Raw genomic sequence first — 14565 nt, forward strand, 5'->3', positions numbered from 1 at the left:
CAGCTCCACGAGCTCCTGCCCCATCACTGGCAGCACACTGCCTGATTACTCGCAAGCGGTGATGCCCGTTCGCTTACGGGGAATAGGCGAGGCTGGTAGAATCAGTGCTCGTTCCGTATCACAGCAGGTCGTCATGCAAGCCACCTCTCGCCGCATCGTTACCAATCAGGCGGGTCCTCACCAGGGCCTCGAGACACGCGTGGCGCGTGCCCTGGAGTATCCCTGGCGCAAGCCTGTCGCCGAGCATACTCGAGAAGCCTTTGCCTCCGCCGCTCGATGGAGGGAGGCACGCAGCGACATGCCGTTGATCCTGGATGCCGGCTGTGGTGTAGGTCTTTCGACCCGTCGGCTGGCGGAGGCCTTCCCCGATCATGCAGTCATCGGGGTGGATCGCAGCGAGAGCCGGCTGAGTCGAGATCATGGCCCCTTGCCGACGAATGCCATGCTGGTCAGGGCCGACCTGGCGGACTTCTGGCGGCTTGCCTTCCAGGCCGGCTGGCGGCCGGCACGTCACTACCTGCTCTATCCAAACCCTTACCCCAAGGCGTCACTGCTCAAGCTGCGCTGGCATGGCCATCCGGTCTTCCCGTTTATTCTGGCGCTGGGTGGACGGCTGGAGTTGCGCTCCAATTGGCGGCTGTATGTCGAGGAGTTTTTGCTGGGGTTAGGGTATGCCACCGGTACTGCCGCCGAGATCGAGGCGTTGGATCCAGCGGGAGAGTATCTGACGCCCTTCGAGCAGAAATATCATCTCAGTGGTCAGCCACTATGGCGCCTGGCGCTCGAGCTATCGTATCGCCCGGAGCTGATTGCGAAGGCCTGGGCGGTGCGATAGCCCTGCAAGTGCTGGCCCCGAAAGCAATGTGTTGATGGCAAGGAGAGACCGATGCGTTCTTGGCGAGAGCGCCTGACTCATATGGTGCTGTTCGAAGCATTAGGACTTGCGATCGTGATCCCGGCAAGCAGCGCGCTGACCGGTCACGATAGTGGCGCCATCGGGGTGCTGGCCGTGGGCCTGGCAAGTGCGGCGATGCTGTGGAACCTGATCTGGAATCGGCTGTTCGATAGCTGGGTGCCGACTCGGCGTCGCAGCGTGTGGCAGCGAATCGCCCAGGCGGGCGGGTTTGAGCTGGGGCTGTTGATCATGACACTGCCGGTGGTGGCGTGGTGGCTTCAGATCGGACTGGTCGAGGCATTCTGGCTGGATCTTGGTTTTATGTTGTTCTTCTTATGCTATGCGCTGGTCTTCAATACGGCCTTCGACCGCATCATGCACCGCCGGCTGACTCAGGAGAGGTGTCGATGAGCTACCTGTACCTGGCCCTGGCCATCGTCGCCGAGGTGGTGGGGACTACCGCTCTCAAGGCCTCTGAGGGTTTCACCCGATTGGGACCGAGTGTGGCCGTGGTGGTGGGCTATGGCCTCGCCTTCTACCTGCTAGCCCTTGTCCTGCGCACTGTGCCGGTGGGGATCGCCTACGCCATCTGGGCGGGGCTAGGCATTGTGCTGGTGACCATGGCAGGCGTTCTGCTCTATGGTGAGAAGCCGGATCTACCGGCACTGTTGGGGATCGCCATGATCATTGGCGGTGTCGCGGTGATTCAGATTTTCTCTACCGTCTCTGCCCATTAAAGGCCCACATTCACCCGCCAATGAGCCCTGTCATGCGCTGTTGCCTGCGTTCTACCGTTGCCCTGCTGTTGCTGTGTCTCATCTTGCCTGTCCACGCTTCCGACTTCGAGACTCTCTCACGTTTACTCGACAAGGGGTTCCGGATCAGTGCCGAAGCCAGGCTGCTGGACGAGGATCGTGTACTGGCCGCCATCGAACCGCAGCGCCTGCTGTCCCCCGCGTCGGTCAGCAAGAGCTACCTCGCCGCGGCCGCGCTGGATCGCTGGGGACCACAGCACCGCTTCACCACTCGACTGGTCAGTACACGGGAGCCAGATAGCCATGGGGTTCTGCAGGGCGATCTAATTCTCGATGGCGGTGGTGACCCGGCGTTGACCAGTGAAGACCTGTGGCGTCTGGTGCAGCGTCTCTATCAGGCGGGAGTGCGCAGGGTAAACGGCAGACTGTTGGTCAGCCAGTGGCGTTTCGGTCCCGTGGAGTGCCTCACCTACGACCGTTGTGAGGCGCGAGAGCGCACGCGCCATGCCTACAGTGCGCTGCTCTCCTCGGCCGGGGTCAACTACGGCAACTGGTGTGTCAATGTGGCTCCCGCGGATACACCAGGAGAGCCGGCGATTGTCACCGATTGTGATAGCCAGGTGGCCATTCTGGCCATCGACAACGGGGTGGTGACCCGACCGGACAACAGCGGCACCGAGATCAGCGCGGTGCGTATCACCCGCGATGGCCGCGACGTGATGCGGCTGAGCGGCCAGATCTCCACCAATGCCCATCCTCGCGATATCTATCGGGCCAGCGCCGATCCGGCTGACCAGATGGCGTTGACGCTGCTGGCGATGCTCGACCAAGCCGGCATCGCCGTGAGTGGCGGGGCGGATACGACCCAGCAGGTTCCATCATCCGAAGCAACTACGCTGGCCGCCGTGGATGGCAAGCCGCTGCAGGAACTGTTGCTTCGCACCATGAACTACTCCAACAACTATATGGCCGATATGCTGGCCCTTAACCTGGTCGAGGCGCCACGTGCTGACCTGCGCTCGGCTGGGGCCGCCATCGAAGCCTTCGTGGCCGGCATTCCCGAACATGGGCCGGTGACCCTGTTCAGCGGGAGTGGACTGACCCCGGAGAATCGCACCTCGGCGCGTGGCGCCAATGCCCTGCTGGATAGCCTTTACCACCGCCCCTCCCTGTTCCCCAGCTTCGTGGCCACCCTGCAGTCGCCGGACAATGGTGTCATGCGCTTTATTCGGCGTGGCTCCGATACCTTCCAGCGGCACGTGATGCTCAAGACCGGCACCCTCAACCAGCCGGTGACGGTGAGGGCCGTGAGTGGCTACTTTCGCACCGCCCGCGGTCGCTGGGGCGCCTTCAGCGTGCTGATCAACGGTACCGACAGCACTCCCTACCTGAGCTGGTCCGAAGTGCTGGATCCCCTGGCGGTGGACCTCGAACGCATGATCGACAATCACTGAATGAGCTGATCAACGCTCCAAGCAAGATACAAGGAAGAGACGATGAAACCCGGACATACCGGCTGGCGTCACCTGGTGCACTCCACCCGATACTCGATAAAGGGGATGAAGGCTGCCTGGTTTCACGAGGCGGCATTTCGACAGGAGCTGGTCCTGTTCCTGCTGCTGCTGCCGCTGGCCGGATGGCTCGGCGATGGGCCGGTGGACTGGATCCTGCTGCTGGGTAGCGGCCTGGTCGTGCTGGCAGTGGAGCTGCTCAACAGCGCGATCGAGAGCATCGTGGACCGTATCGGCCCCGAGCATCACGAGCTCTCCGGGCGTGCCAAGGATCTGGGGTCTGCCGCGGTCATGGTGTCGCTGCTGCTGGCCGGCCTGACCTGGTTGCTGCTGCTGGGTCAGAAACTCTTCGGCTGATACATCGACCAGGCGGGTGCCAGCGGGGGCCTCGCTTCGCTATGCTGGGGGTATTCGCCACCCTGGACGCGAGACGCCGATGCCTCTGCCCGACGACTTCCTGCCACTGAACGACATTCCCGAACCCCTCAGGGCGCCGCTGGAGCACACTCGGGAGCGGCTCGCCGAGGCGCTGGGGGAGGCCGAACACCTGGCGGAGATGACCGACCGCGACTCCCCTCTGGAAGACTGGCTCGGCCTCGCCGAGCCGCGCCGCGAGCAACTGGCCCGGGTGCTGGCCATATCGGATTTCGTGGCCGAGACGCTGGTGCGCTATCCCGACTGGCTCATGCACCTGGATGCCAGTGGCGAACTTGACGCCTCCCCGGATCCCGACGCCCTGCACGGCTGGCTCGAGGAGCGCCTCGAGGAGGTCGAGGATGAAGCCTCCATGCATGCCGTCATTCGGCGCTTCCGTCGCGCGCGCATGGTGGGCATCGTCTGGCGTGACCTGACACGACCCGTGGATACCGACATGTGGACCACCTCGGCGGCGGTGTCACGGCTGGCCGAGACCTGTCTGGAGGCAGCGTTGACCTGGCTGGAGACGTTCCTGACGCCGCGCTGGGGTCGTCCCGCCCCGCGCCGCGATGGCAATGAGCAGCGTTTGGTGGTGCTGGGCATGGGCAAGCTGGGGGCCGGCGAGCTCAACCTCTCCTCGGATATCGATCTGATCTTCGCCTTTCCCGAGGGGGGCGATACGCAGGGCGGTCGCAAGTCCCTCGAGCATCAGGAGTATTTCACCAGGCTGGGGCAGCGCTTGATTGGAGCCCTGGATGCGGTTACCGCCGACGGCTTCGCCTTCCGGGTCGATATGCGCCTGCGCCCCCTGGGCGACGGGGGGCCGCTGGTCGGCAGCTTCAACTCGCTCTCGAGCTACTATCAGGACCAGGGGCGCGAGTGGGAGCGCTACGCCATGCTCAAGGCGCGGCCGGTGGCCGGCGATCTGGATGCCGGTGCCGAGCTGCTGGCTGGCCTGCGTCCCTTCGTCTATCGCAGATATCTCGACTTCGGGGCCATCGAGTCGCTGCGCGAACTCAAGGGCATGATCAATCGCGAGGTGCGCCGCAAGGGCATGGAGGGCAACATCAAGCTCGGCCCCGGGGGCATCCGCGAGGTGGAATTCGTGGTTCAGGCCTTTCAGCTGATTCGCGGTGGGCGCGACACTGAACTGCAGGTGACCTCCTTGAAGACCGCCCTGGAGCGCCTACCCGAGCTGGGTCTGCTGCCCGTCGAGGTGGTCGAGGAGCTGATGCCCGACTATGTCTTCCTGCGCGACCTGGAGCATGCGCTGCAGGCCCTGGAGGATCGTCAGACCCAGTGTCTGCCCGACGACGAGCTCGATCGAGAGCGGGTCGCGCTGGCGCTGGACCTGGAGGGGTGGCCGGCACTGATGGCGTGCCTCGACGAAGTGCGCGGCCGGGTGCGTCATCACTTCGATGCGGTGATCGCCGAACCCGAGGAGGAGGTGGAGGAGGTCGCCGACGAGACCGCCGGCGGCATTCCCCTGGAACAGTGGCGAGCACTGTGGCGGGGCGAGCTCGACGAGGAGGAGAGGACCGTGCTCCTGGAGGAGGCGGGTTTCAACGATCCCGCCGCCGCGGCACGACGACTCGGTGCGCTCTATCACTCGCGGCAGGTGCAGGGCATGCAGCGCATCGGCTATGAGCGCCTTGAGGCCCTGCTGCCGCTGCTGCTCGATGCCGTCGCCGTGAGTGACGCGCCGGATACTGCCCTGGAGCGCGTGCTGCCACTCATCGAGTCGGTGCTGCGGCGCACCGCCTATCTGGCGTTGCTGCGCGAGAACCCCGATGCCCTGGGGCACCTGATGACGCTCTGCTCGGCGAGCCCGTGGATCGCCGAACAGCTGGCCCGTTACCCGATCCTGCTCGACGAGCTGCTGACGCCCGATACCCTTTATACGCCTGCCGACAAGATGCGGCTCGCCGACGAGCTGCGCCAATCCCTGGGCCGTATCCCCGAGGAGGACGAGGAGGCCCAGCTGGAGGCCCTGCGAGTCTTCAAGCACGCCCAGACGCTGCATGTGGCCGCGTCGGATATCGCCGGGACTCGTCATCTGATGAAAGTGAGCGACTACCTCACCTATATCGCCGAGGTGATCCTCGAGGCGGTGTTGTCCATGGCCTGGAAACATCTCACTCGCAAGCACGGCTTTCCTCTGCTGGCCGATGGCAGCCGCGCCGATGCGACGCCGGCCTTTCTGATCGTGGGTTATGGCAAGCTCGGCGGCATCGAGCTGGGCTACGGCTCCGACCTGGACCTGGTGTTTATCCACGATGGCGCTCCCCAGGGTGAGACCGATGGCAAGCGCGTGCTGGACAATGCGATCTTCTACACGCGACTCGGTCAGCGCATCATCCATCTGCTCACCGCGGTGACGCCCGCGGGTACGCTGTTCGATGTGGATATGCGGCTGCGCCCCTCGGGCAATTCCGGCCTGCTGGTCACCTCGCTCAAGGCTTACGCGGATTACCAGCGCCGTGAGGCCTGGACCTGGGAACACCAGGCGCTGGTGCGTGCTCGGGTCGTGGCCGGGGATGCACGGCTGGCCGAAGGTTTCGACGACGTGCGTCGCGAGATTCTGGGGCGTGAGCGTGACGTGGCGCTGCTGCGTGAGGAGGTCACCAAAATGCGTCACAAGATGCGCGATCATCTGGGTGGCAAGAGCGCGGAGGGAGAGTTCGATCTCAAGCACGATCCTGGCGGCATGATCGACCTCGAGTTCCTCTGTCAGTACGCCGTGCTGGCCATGGGGCATGAGACACCGGCACTGCTCGAGTGGAGCGACAACATGCGTATCCTCGAGACGCTGGAGGCCAGCGAGCGACTGCCGGCCGAGGAGTGCCGGCGCCTGCGAGAGGCCTACCTGGCGCTGCGCAGCGCCGCCCATCGTGCCTCGCTTACCCGCGAGCCGGCACGCGGTCGCGACGAGGCCTTCCAGGATCATCGCCGGGCGGTCATCGAGGCGTGGCAACGGCTGCTGGAACCGCCGGAAGAGGCGGCAGAGCCCAAGGATTGATTACCAAGGATATCTATCAATGAACAAGGCACTGGTACTGCATGGCCCCAACCTCAACCTGCTGGGCACCCGCCAGCCCGAGGTCTATGGCCATGAGACCCTGGACGACATCAATAACACGCTCCATGAGCAGGCGGCCCTGGGGGGCTGGGAGGTCACCTGTCGGCAGAGCAATCATGAGGGGGAGCTGATCGACTGGATCCAGGCGGCGCGCCTGGACGGCACCGCGGCGATCATCATCAACCCGGCGGCCTATACCCACACCTCGGTGGCGATCCTCGATGCCCTGAACGCCTTCGACGGCCGGGTCATCGAGGTCCACCTCTCCAACGTGCACCGGCGCGAGAGTTTCCGCCACCACTCCTATGTCTCGCTGCGTGCCGACGGTGTGATCGCCGGGCTCGGCACCCAGGGCTACCGGGCCGCCCTGGAGGCGGTGATGCGGTCGAACTAGGTGACTAGATGGGCAGCAGGTCGAACAGGGTCAGCAGCCAGATCGACAAGCTGATGGTGAGGAAGGAGGCCAGGGTACCGACCATCAGTGCGGCGGCACTGGTGTCGCCCTGGTCGAACTGCTTGCCGAATAGTGGATAGACGCTGATCATCGGCGCGCAGGCGAACAGCAGGCCGCCAGCAATCATCATCGGGTCCGACTCGGGAAGCAGTAGCAAGAAGGCCAGCACCGCCAGGGGGTGCAGCAGCAGCTTGCCGATCACTATCTGCCCCATGTCGGCCGCCATGCCACGCACCTTCAAGCCATGCAGCATGCCACCGATGGTGAACAGGGCTGCCGGCCCGGCCGCCTCGGCGAGCATATCGATGGCCTTGGCAAGTGGGGTGGGCAGCTGCCAGCCGGTCAGGGCCAGGGTCACGCCGGTCAGCAGGCCGATCAATACCGGGTTACGGGAGAGCCTGGCGAGCGTCTTGTGGACGACCCGGGAAAGCCCGCCGCCGTTGTGGCGGCTGGCCTCGGCCAGGGTGAGGGCCATGGGAATGATCAGCAGGGTTTCCACGACCATGTTGAGTGCCATGAAGATCGCCGCCGGTGCGCCGATAACCATCACCGCAACCGGATAGCCGATAAAGCCGCTATTGGCCGCCGACATGCCCAGGGCATGAATGGCCGCGGCGTCCAGCGCATGGCCGCGCCAGCGCGACAGGGCGAGTCCCGCGGCGAATACCAGCACCGAGCCAAGCCCGTAGGCCAGCAGGTAGCCGATATTCAAGGCTTTCTCGAGCGGGGTGGCGGTCAGGGCCCGAATCAACAGTGAGGGCAGGGCGAAAAACATCACGAAGGTGGCGATGCCCTGCATATTGTCGCGACTCAGCAGCCCGGAAAACGCCGCCAGGAAGCCGGCACCGATCAAGATAAAGATCGGTAGCGTGATCGTCAGAATCTCCAGCATGAGGCCTTCCTTGGCAGATCAGCTGATGGTGGTGCGAATCTCTTGCGCCTTCTGCTGTAGCAGCGGCAGATACTCCTGTATCAGGGTATCGTGATCGATCCGGGCGGCATTGGTGCTGATATTGATGGCGCCCAGTAGCTTGCCATTGGCATCGAAGGCGGGAACTGCCAGTGAGCGTAGTCCGGAGTCGAGCTCCTGGTCGGCGATGGCGTAGCCCTGGCGGCGCACCTCGAGGATGCAGCGCTTCAGTTCTCCCTTGTCGGTGATGGTCTTGTCGGTATGTTTCTCCAGCGTGACGCGGGCGAGCCAGGCATCCAGCTCCGCCTCGGACAGCTGGGCCAGCAGCACACGGCCCATGGAGGTATGGGCCGCGGGCAGGCGGGTACCGACCGACAGGGTGATGGCCATCAAGCGATGTGGCGAAGAGGAGCGGGCCACATAAGTTATCGCCTCGCCGTCGAGGACCCCCAGCGAGGAGGACTCGCCGCACTGCTGGGTGATATCTTCGAGTACCTGCTGTATCACGCTGCGGTAGTTGTTGCTGGACAGGAAGGCGTAGCCGAGCTGCAGTACCCTGGGGGCCAGCTCGAAGTTTCGGCCCTGCTTGCTGACATAGCCCAGGGCATGGAGCGTCAGCAGAAAACGGCGGGCGCGGGCACGGTTCATGCCGGTACGAGCGGCGACCTCACTGAGCGTCATGCGAGGGTGAGCCTCGTCGAAGGCCAGAATCACCTCCAGCCCGCTGGCCAGGGCGGTGACAAAGTCGCGGTCGTCGGGGCTGAGAACGTCTTCCTGGGGAGTCATGGTCGTTCCATCATGCGGCGTTCCGGGTTGCTCGGAGTCGACCTCCACTCTAGCATAATGTTCGTTTTGCGAACATGTGTGCGGGCTTGGGCTTTAGTCGATTAGAGTCGATTGGCCAGAGTCGACTGGCCAGGCTATATCGGCCAGGGCCTATTCCGAACAGACCCGATCCGAACGATACCGAGAGACCACTATGCCTGCCTCCCTGCTGCAGCACCCCTTTATGAGCCAAACCGCACTGAGCCAGTGCAATGCCCAGGCGATGGTGAAGGCCATGCTGGCCTTCGAACTGGGCCTCGCCGAGGTTCAGGAGGCCAGCGGCGCCGTGCCAGCCGGCGTCAGCCGTTCCATGCGCGAGAGCCTCGAGGCGCATGTCTTCGATAGCGAGGCGATCGCTGCCGGCATCGCCAGCGGTGGCAATGCGGCCATTCCCTTCGTCAAGCAGGCACGGTCGGCACTGCCCGATGACCTCAGGCGCTACTTCCATCAGGGAGCCACCAGTCAGGACGTGGTAGATAGCGCCTTGATGCTGCTGCTCAAGCCACGCCTGGTGGCGTTGGAGTCTCTGCTAGTGCGATGCCGCAGTGCCGCCATCTCGCTGATGGAGGCCCATGCCGGCACGGTGATGGTGGGACGAACGCTGATGCAACAGGCGCTGCCGATCACCTTCGGGGTCAAGGTGGCCCACTGGGCGGTAGGGCTGGAGCAGGCGCGTCGCCGTTTGGCGGCAATCGAACTACCGGTACAGTTCGGCGGGGCAGTGGGCGTGCACTCCGGTTTGGAAGGGGCTGGCGGGGACAACCTGGGGCTCATCTTCATGGACGCCCTCGCCGGACGGTTGGGGCTCGATGTTCCAATACTGCCCTGGCATACCGACCGTCAACCAGTCCACGCCTTGGGTACCGCCCTGGATGCGGTGGCCGGAGCCGCCGAGAAACTTGCCCTGGATGTGTCGCTGCTGACCCAGACGGAGGTCGGCGAGGTCGCCGAGCCTTCGGCTCCAGGCATGGGGGAGTCCTCCTCCATGCCTCACAAGCGCAATCCAGTGCGCTGCGCGCTGATTCGCGGTGCGGCCCGCCAGGTGCATGGCCATACCACGGTGCTGCTCAACGCCGCCGCCCAGCCGCTGGAACGGGGGCTGGGAGAGTGGCATGCCGAATGGTCACCGCTGATCGATAGCGCCCTGCTGCTGGAGGGGGCGCTGGAGCAGGCGGCAGTGCTGCTCGAGGGCCTGGAGGTGCATCCCGAGGCGATGCGGCGCAATTTGGCGGTAACGGGTGGGGGCATCATGGCCGAGCCGGTCGCCAAGCTGCTGGTGCCGACCCAGGGGCCCGATGTTGCCAAGCGGATTAGCGCCGAGGCCGCCGAAACAGCGCGCCTTCAAGGCATTGCCTATGCCGACGCCATTAATTGCCACCCCGAGGTCCGGGGTCGACTGGAAGCAGAGACGGTCGCCCGGGCAACGAATCCCGCCTTGTACCTTGGTAGCAGCAAGGATCAGGTACAGCGTGCCAGGAACTGGTTGCTTGACGGTTAAGATTATGAAAATAAATGGAAAATAATCGTTAGCTACGAGGGAGGCAGTGCCTCCCTCGTGTGATTTAAATGGTAGCCAAATTGACGATATGGGTAATGGCGGAGTAGATTGTTCGTATCACAAATCAAAGTTCGCTTAGCGAACTTTGCAAGAGAAACCGCCAGGAGAAACCCCATGGCTGAGTTCCTGAGCCTGCATGATGCGGTGGCGCGCTACGTCGAGGACGGCGCTACCGTGGCCATGGAGGGCTTTACCCATCTGATTCCCTTCGCCGCGGGCCACGAAGTGATCCGCCAGAAGAAGCGTGACCTGACCCTGATACGCATGACGCCCGACCTGGTGTATGACCAGCTGATCGGCGCCGGCTGCGCCAAGAAGGTGATCTTCTCCTGGGGCGGTAACCCCGGGGTGGGCTCCTTGCATCGCCTGCGCGACGCAGTAGAAAAGGGTTGGCCCCACAAGGTCGAGATTCTCGAGCATAGCCATGCCGCCATGGCCTGCGCCTTCGAAGCCGGTGCGGCGGGGCTGCCACTGGCCGTGTTGCGTGGCTATGTAGGCAGTGAACTGCCGAGCGTCAATGATCAGATCAAGTTTATCGAGTGCCCCTTTACCGGCGAGCGACTGGCCGCGGTACCCTCGGTGCGTCCGGACGTCTCCATCGTCCATGCTCAGAAGGCCGATCGCGCCGGCAACGTGCTGGTGGAAGGCATCGTCGGCGTCCAGAAGGAGGCGGTACTGGCCGCCAGAAAGAGTATCGTTACGGTCGAGGAGGTCGTGGAGGATCTGCGCAGCGAGCCGGGCTACCACCCCAACGCTTGCATCCTCCCCGGCTGGGCCATCGACGCCATCGCCGTGGCCGAGCAGGGCTCGCTGCCCTCCTATGCCCATGGTTACTACCCGCGCAACAACGCCTTCTACAAGGAGTGGGATGCCATCGCCAGGGATCGCGACACCTTCACGGCCTGGATCGAAGAGAATGTCATGAACGCAGGAGGAAACGCCTGATGAGTGCCGCCGACAAGCGTCTGGACTACACCTCTTCCGAGATGATGACAGTGACTGCGGCCCGTGCCCTGGAGAACGGCACCACCTGCTTCGTCGGTATCGGCCTGCCCTCAGAGGCAGCCAACCTGGCGCGCCTGACCCACGCCCCTGACGTGGTGCTGATCTATGAGTCCGGGACCCTGCAGACCAAGCCCGATGTGTTGCCGCTCTCCATCGGCGACGGCGAGCTGGCCGAGACGGCCCTGACCACCGTGGCGGTGCCGGAGATGTTTCGCTACTGGCTGCAGGGCGGCAAGATCGATGTGGGTTTTCTAGGCACCGCCCAGATCGATCGCTACTGCAACCTCAACACTACCCTGATCGGCGACTACCGAGAGCCGAAGGTACGCCTGCCGGGTGGCGGGGGAGCGCCGGAGATCGCAACGAATGCCGGTGAAGTGTTTATCACCCTGAAGCACTCCAGGCGTGCCTTCGTGGACGAGGTCGACTTCGTCACCACGCTGGGCTTCGGTCGCGACGGCAAGGGCCGTGAGGGCGTACCCAATATCGGCAAGGGGCCGACCCGGGTGATTACCGACCTCTGTGTGATGAAGCCCGACCCCGAGACCAGAGAATTGGTCGTGGTCTCGCTCCATCCGGGAGTCACCCCCGAGCAGGTCCAGGAAGCGACCGGCTGGGAGATTCGCTTTGCCGAGGTACTCGAGAGCACCCCCGAGCCCAGCGAGAAAGAGCTCGAGATCCTGCGCGAGCTGAAAGCGCGTACCGAACGAGCCCATGCCGGCCAGTAAGCCGATCAGGAGAGTCACATGACCGACGTATTCCTCTGCCATCCACGCCGCACCGCCGTGGGCCGCTTCGGCGGTACCCTTGCAAGCGTGCGTCCCGACGACATGGCCGCCACCATCTTCAAGGCGGTATTGGCCGAGGCGCCGGGTCTTGAGCCGGCGGCCATCGAAGAGGTTTTCATGGGTTGTGCCAACCAGGCCGGTGAGGACAACCGCAATGTGGCACGCATGTCCGCGTTGCTGGCGGGCCTGCCGACCTCGGTGCCGGGTACCACCCTGAACCGCCTGTGCGGCTCCGGCATGGATGCGGTGGGCACGGCCTTCCGTGCCATCAAGGCCGGCGAGATGGACCTGGCCCTGGCCGGTGGCGTGGAGTCCATGTCCCGCGCCCCCTATGTGATGGGCAAGGCCGATAGCGCCTTCTCCCGGGGGCAGAAGATCGAGGACACCACCATCGGCTGGCGCTTCATCAACCCTCAGATGAAGAAGGCCTATGGCGTGGACTCCATGCCCGAGACCGCCGAGAACGTGGCCGAGCAGTTCAGCATCTCCCGTGAGGACCAGGACGCCTTCGCCCTGCGCTCCCAGCAGAAGGCCGCCGCGGCACAGCAGGCCGGGCGGTTCAAGGAAGAGATTACCGCCATCGAGATCCCGCGCCGCAAGCAGGGGCCGCTGATCTTCGACCAGGATGAGCATCTGCGCGCGACCAGCCTCGAGAAGCTTTCCGGCCTGCCGACGCCCTTCCGTGAGGGCGGCAGCGTCACCGCCGGCAACGCCTCGGGCGTCAACGACGGCGCCGCCGCCATGCTGGTGGCAAGTACCGTCGCGGTCGAGCGGCATGGGCTGACGCCCATGGCGAAGATTCTCGGCATGGCCACCGCCGGTGTCGAGCCACGCATCATGGGCTATGGTCCGGTGCCGGCGGTCAACCGCCTGCTCGAGCGCACCGGCGTGTCCCTCGATGAGGTCGAGGTGATCGAGCTCAACGAGGCCTTCGCCGCCCAGGCGTTGGCCTGCATGCGCGATCTGGGCATTGCCGACGATGACCCGCGGGTCAATCCCAACGGTGGCGCCATCGCCCTGGGGCACCCGCTGGGCATGTCCGGTGCGCGCCTGTTGCTGACCGCCGCCCATGAGCTGCAGAAGAGCGGCAAGCGCTATGCGCTATGCACCATGTGCGTGGGCGTGGGTCAGGGCATTGCGACCCTGATCGAACGGGTATGACAGGAGACTTTATATGGCATTTCTGACTATCAACGGGCGCAGCGTTGCCTATCGTCTGTTAGGTCCCAAGGCCAACCCGCTGGTCGTGCTGGCGCACCCACTGGGCATGAGTCAGGCGGTATGGGATGACGTGCTGCCGATGCTGCTGCCGCGCTATCGCGTGCTGACCTGGGACCTGCCCGGCCATGGGGCCAGCCAGGCCTGGGGAGAAGGGGCCATCACGCCTGCCGCACTCGCCGAAGAGGTTCTGGCTCTGGCTAGCCATGCCGGCGCCGAGCGTTTCCACTATGCCGGCACCTCCATCGGCGGCGCGGTGGGCCAGCAGCTGATCGCCGAACATGCAGAGCGCCTGCTTACCGCCACCCTGACCAACACCGGAGCCGTGATCGGCAACGCCGAGCTGTGGAACACCCGAGCCGGCCGAGTGCGCCAGGAGGGGCTGGCGGCGATGTCCGAGGAGATCGTCCCGCGCTGGTTCGCTCCTGCCTGCTTCGAGGCAGAGCCGGCCCTCAAGGCGGGCTGGTGCACCCAGATGGGGCGTGGTGACGACGAGGCCTACGCCAAGCTCTGCGAGATGCTGGGTCGCGACACCTTCACCGGCAAGCTGTCGGGGAAGGGCGTCAAGGTACAGCTGCTGGGTGGAAGCGAGGACCTGGCCACCCCGCCGGCGACTCTCGAGGCCCTGGCCGAAGAGCTCGATGGCGCCCCCCTGGAGATCCTCGATGGCGTGGGTCATGTGCCCTCCGTGGAGGTGCCGGAGCTGTTTGCCGAGAAGCTGCTGGCGGTGCTGGCCGTGGACCTGGGGGACGTGGGCTCCAGAGGCGTCGACTATACCACCGGTCTCGCTACTCGCAAGCAGGTACTGGGCGAGGAGCATGTGGCACGCTCCACCGCGAATGCCAACAGCCTGGATGCCCCCTTCCAGCAGATGATCACCCGCCTGGCCTGGGGGGAGTTGTGGAGCAACGAGGACCTGACCCGTCGCGAGCGCAGCATGATCACCACCGGCATCCTTGCCGCCCTGGGGCGTGAAGAGCTGACCCTGCACCTCAAGACGGCGAAGCGTATCGGGCTATCCGAGTCGGAGCTGCGCCAGGTGCTGATGCATGTGGCCATCTATGGCGGCGTGCCGGCAGCCAACCACGCCTTTGCACTGGCCAAGGAGCTGGGGTGGGGCGAAACGGCGGAGTGATCCGCTGGTGGGCTT

General features: G+C 64.5%; 14 protein-coding genes. 12 read left to right on the forward strand and 2 right to left on the reverse strand.

Features of this window, described 5'->3' with window-relative positions; genetic code table 11:
* The first annotated feature begins 133 nt into the window (after window positions 1-133).
* The 7 genes from trmB to aroQ all read left to right on the forward strand — a co-directional run bounded on the left by trmB (window position 134) and on the right by aroQ (window position 7051).
* Window positions 134-835 carry a tRNA (guanine(46)-N(7))-methyltransferase TrmB gene (gene trmB / locus GRB80_RS15595; protein ID WP_132041953.1) on the forward strand — a complete coding sequence of 234 codons (702 nt, stop codon included), beginning with the start codon at window positions 134-136 and terminating at the stop codon, window positions 833-835.
* 51 nt (window positions 836-886) lie between these two features.
* Window positions 887-1306 (forward strand): PACE efflux transporter, encoded by a 420-nt coding sequence (locus GRB80_RS15600; RefSeq protein WP_132041954.1) that lies wholly within the window; start codon window positions 887-889, stop codon window positions 1304-1306.
* Window positions 1303-1632: a DMT family transporter gene (locus GRB80_RS15605; protein ID WP_132041955.1), complete on the forward strand. Its 330-nt coding sequence runs from the start codon at window positions 1303-1305 to the stop codon at window positions 1630-1632. The genes GRB80_RS15600 and GRB80_RS15605 overlap by 4 nt, the downstream gene beginning before the upstream one ends.
* Before the next feature lie 32 nt (window positions 1633-1664).
* Window positions 1665-3104, forward strand: a complete 1440-nt coding sequence (dacB, locus tag GRB80_RS15610) for a D-alanyl-D-alanine carboxypeptidase/D-alanyl-D-alanine endopeptidase (protein ID WP_237562008.1) — start codon at window positions 1665-1667, stop codon at window positions 3102-3104.
* 42 nt (window positions 3105-3146) lie between these two features.
* Window positions 3147-3518, forward strand: a complete 372-nt coding sequence (locus GRB80_RS15615; protein ID WP_161424152.1) for a diacylglycerol kinase — start codon at window positions 3147-3149, stop codon at window positions 3516-3518.
* A 79-nt stretch (window positions 3519-3597) separates the two neighbouring features.
* Window positions 3598-6597 carry a bifunctional [glutamate--ammonia ligase]-adenylyl-L-tyrosine phosphorylase/[glutamate--ammonia-ligase] adenylyltransferase gene (glnE, locus tag GRB80_RS15620; protein WP_161424153.1) on the forward strand — a complete coding sequence of 1000 codons (3000 nt, stop codon included), beginning with the start codon at window positions 3598-3600 and terminating at the stop codon, window positions 6595-6597.
* A gap of 19 nt (window positions 6598-6616) precedes the next feature.
* Window positions 6617-7051 carry a type II 3-dehydroquinate dehydratase gene (gene aroQ, locus GRB80_RS15625; RefSeq protein ID WP_161424154.1) on the forward strand — a complete coding sequence of 145 codons (435 nt, stop codon included), beginning with the start codon at window positions 6617-6619 and terminating at the stop codon, window positions 7049-7051.
* A 4-nt stretch (window positions 7052-7055) separates the two neighbouring features.
* Here the strand turns inward: aroQ and GRB80_RS15630 are convergent, their stop codons facing one another.
* On the reverse strand, window positions 7056-8003 hold the full coding sequence (locus tag GRB80_RS15630; protein ID WP_161424155.1) for an AEC family transporter: 948 nt from the start codon (window positions 8001-8003) through the stop codon (window positions 7056-7058).
* 18 nt (window positions 8004-8021) lie between these two features.
* A complete protein-coding gene (locus tag GRB80_RS15635; RefSeq protein WP_161424156.1) occupies window positions 8022-8807 on the reverse strand; it encodes an IclR family transcriptional regulator domain-containing protein in 786 nt (261 codons plus the stop codon).
* A gap of 193 nt (window positions 8808-9000) precedes the next feature.
* On the opposite strand from GRB80_RS15635, the gene GRB80_RS15640 reads away from it, so the two are divergent.
* The 5 genes from GRB80_RS15640 to GRB80_RS15660 all read left to right on the forward strand — a co-directional run bounded on the left by GRB80_RS15640 (window position 9001) and on the right by GRB80_RS15660 (window position 14550).
* Window positions 9001-10344: a class-II fumarase/aspartase family protein gene (locus GRB80_RS15640; protein ID WP_161424157.1), complete on the forward strand. Its 1344-nt coding sequence runs from the start codon at window positions 9001-9003 to the stop codon at window positions 10342-10344.
* Window positions 10345-10518: 174 nt separating this feature from the next.
* Complete coding sequence (locus GRB80_RS15645) at window positions 10519-11349, forward strand: CoA transferase subunit A (protein WP_132041963.1); 831 nt, start codon at window positions 10519-10521, stop codon at window positions 11347-11349.
* Window positions 11349-12137, forward strand: coding sequence for a CoA-transferase subunit beta (locus tag GRB80_RS15650; RefSeq protein ID WP_161424158.1), 789 nt, complete (start codon window positions 11349-11351; stop codon window positions 12135-12137). The genes GRB80_RS15645 and GRB80_RS15650 overlap by 1 nt, the downstream gene beginning before the upstream one ends.
* 18 nt (window positions 12138-12155) lie before the next feature.
* Window positions 12156-13358, forward strand: a complete 1203-nt coding sequence (gene pcaF / locus GRB80_RS15655) for a 3-oxoadipyl-CoA thiolase (protein ID WP_161424159.1) — start codon at window positions 12156-12158, stop codon at window positions 13356-13358.
* Between the two features lie 13 nt (window positions 13359-13371).
* A complete protein-coding gene (locus tag GRB80_RS15660; protein ID WP_161424160.1) occupies window positions 13372-14550 on the forward strand; it encodes an alpha/beta fold hydrolase in 1179 nt (392 codons plus the stop codon).
* Window positions 14551-14565: the final 15 nt, after the last annotated feature.

Origin of the sequence: Halomonas icarae, assembly GCF_009901955.1 — a bacterium.
Classification (GTDB): domain Bacteria; phylum Pseudomonadota; class Gammaproteobacteria; order Pseudomonadales; family Halomonadaceae; genus Halomonas; species Halomonas icarae.

What these genes read in the sequence shown, in the direction of transcription:
- trmB (WP_132041953.1), top strand. Translation starts at nt 134, where the DNA reads ATGCAAGCCACCTCTCGCCGCATCGTTACCAATCAGGCGGGTCCTCAC.
- GRB80_RS15600 (WP_132041954.1), top strand. Translation starts at nt 887, where the DNA reads ATGCGTTCTTGGCGAGAGCGCCTGACTCATATGGTGCTGTTCGAAGCA.
- GRB80_RS15605 (WP_132041955.1), top strand. Translation starts at nt 1,303, where the DNA reads ATGAGCTACCTGTACCTGGCCCTGGCCATCGTCGCCGAGGTGGTGGGG.
- dacB (WP_237562008.1), top strand. Translation starts at nt 1,665, where the DNA reads ATGCGCTGTTGCCTGCGTTCTACCGTTGCCCTGCTGTTGCTGTGTCTC.
- GRB80_RS15615 (WP_161424152.1), top strand. Translation starts at nt 3,147, where the DNA reads ATGAAACCCGGACATACCGGCTGGCGTCACCTGGTGCACTCCACCCGA.
- glnE (WP_161424153.1), top strand. Translation starts at nt 3,598, where the DNA reads ATGCCTCTGCCCGACGACTTCCTGCCACTGAACGACATTCCCGAACCC.
- aroQ (WP_161424154.1), top strand. Translation starts at nt 6,617, where the DNA reads ATGAACAAGGCACTGGTACTGCATGGCCCCAACCTCAACCTGCTGGGC.
- GRB80_RS15630 (WP_161424155.1), bottom strand. Translation starts at nt 8,003, where the DNA reads ATGCTGGAGATTCTGACGATCACGCTACCGATCTTTATCTTGATCGGT.
- GRB80_RS15635 (WP_161424156.1), bottom strand. Translation starts at nt 8,807, where the DNA reads ATGACTCCCCAGGAAGACGTTCTCAGCCCCGACGACCGCGACTTTGTC.
- GRB80_RS15640 (WP_161424157.1), top strand. Translation starts at nt 9,001, where the DNA reads ATGCCTGCCTCCCTGCTGCAGCACCCCTTTATGAGCCAAACCGCACTG.
- GRB80_RS15645 (WP_132041963.1), top strand. Translation starts at nt 10,519, where the DNA reads ATGGCTGAGTTCCTGAGCCTGCATGATGCGGTGGCGCGCTACGTCGAG.
- GRB80_RS15650 (WP_161424158.1), top strand. Translation starts at nt 11,349, where the DNA reads ATGAGTGCCGCCGACAAGCGTCTGGACTACACCTCTTCCGAGATGATG.
- pcaF (WP_161424159.1), top strand. Translation starts at nt 12,156, where the DNA reads ATGACCGACGTATTCCTCTGCCATCCACGCCGCACCGCCGTGGGCCGC.
- GRB80_RS15660 (WP_161424160.1), top strand. Translation starts at nt 13,372, where the DNA reads ATGGCATTTCTGACTATCAACGGGCGCAGCGTTGCCTATCGTCTGTTA.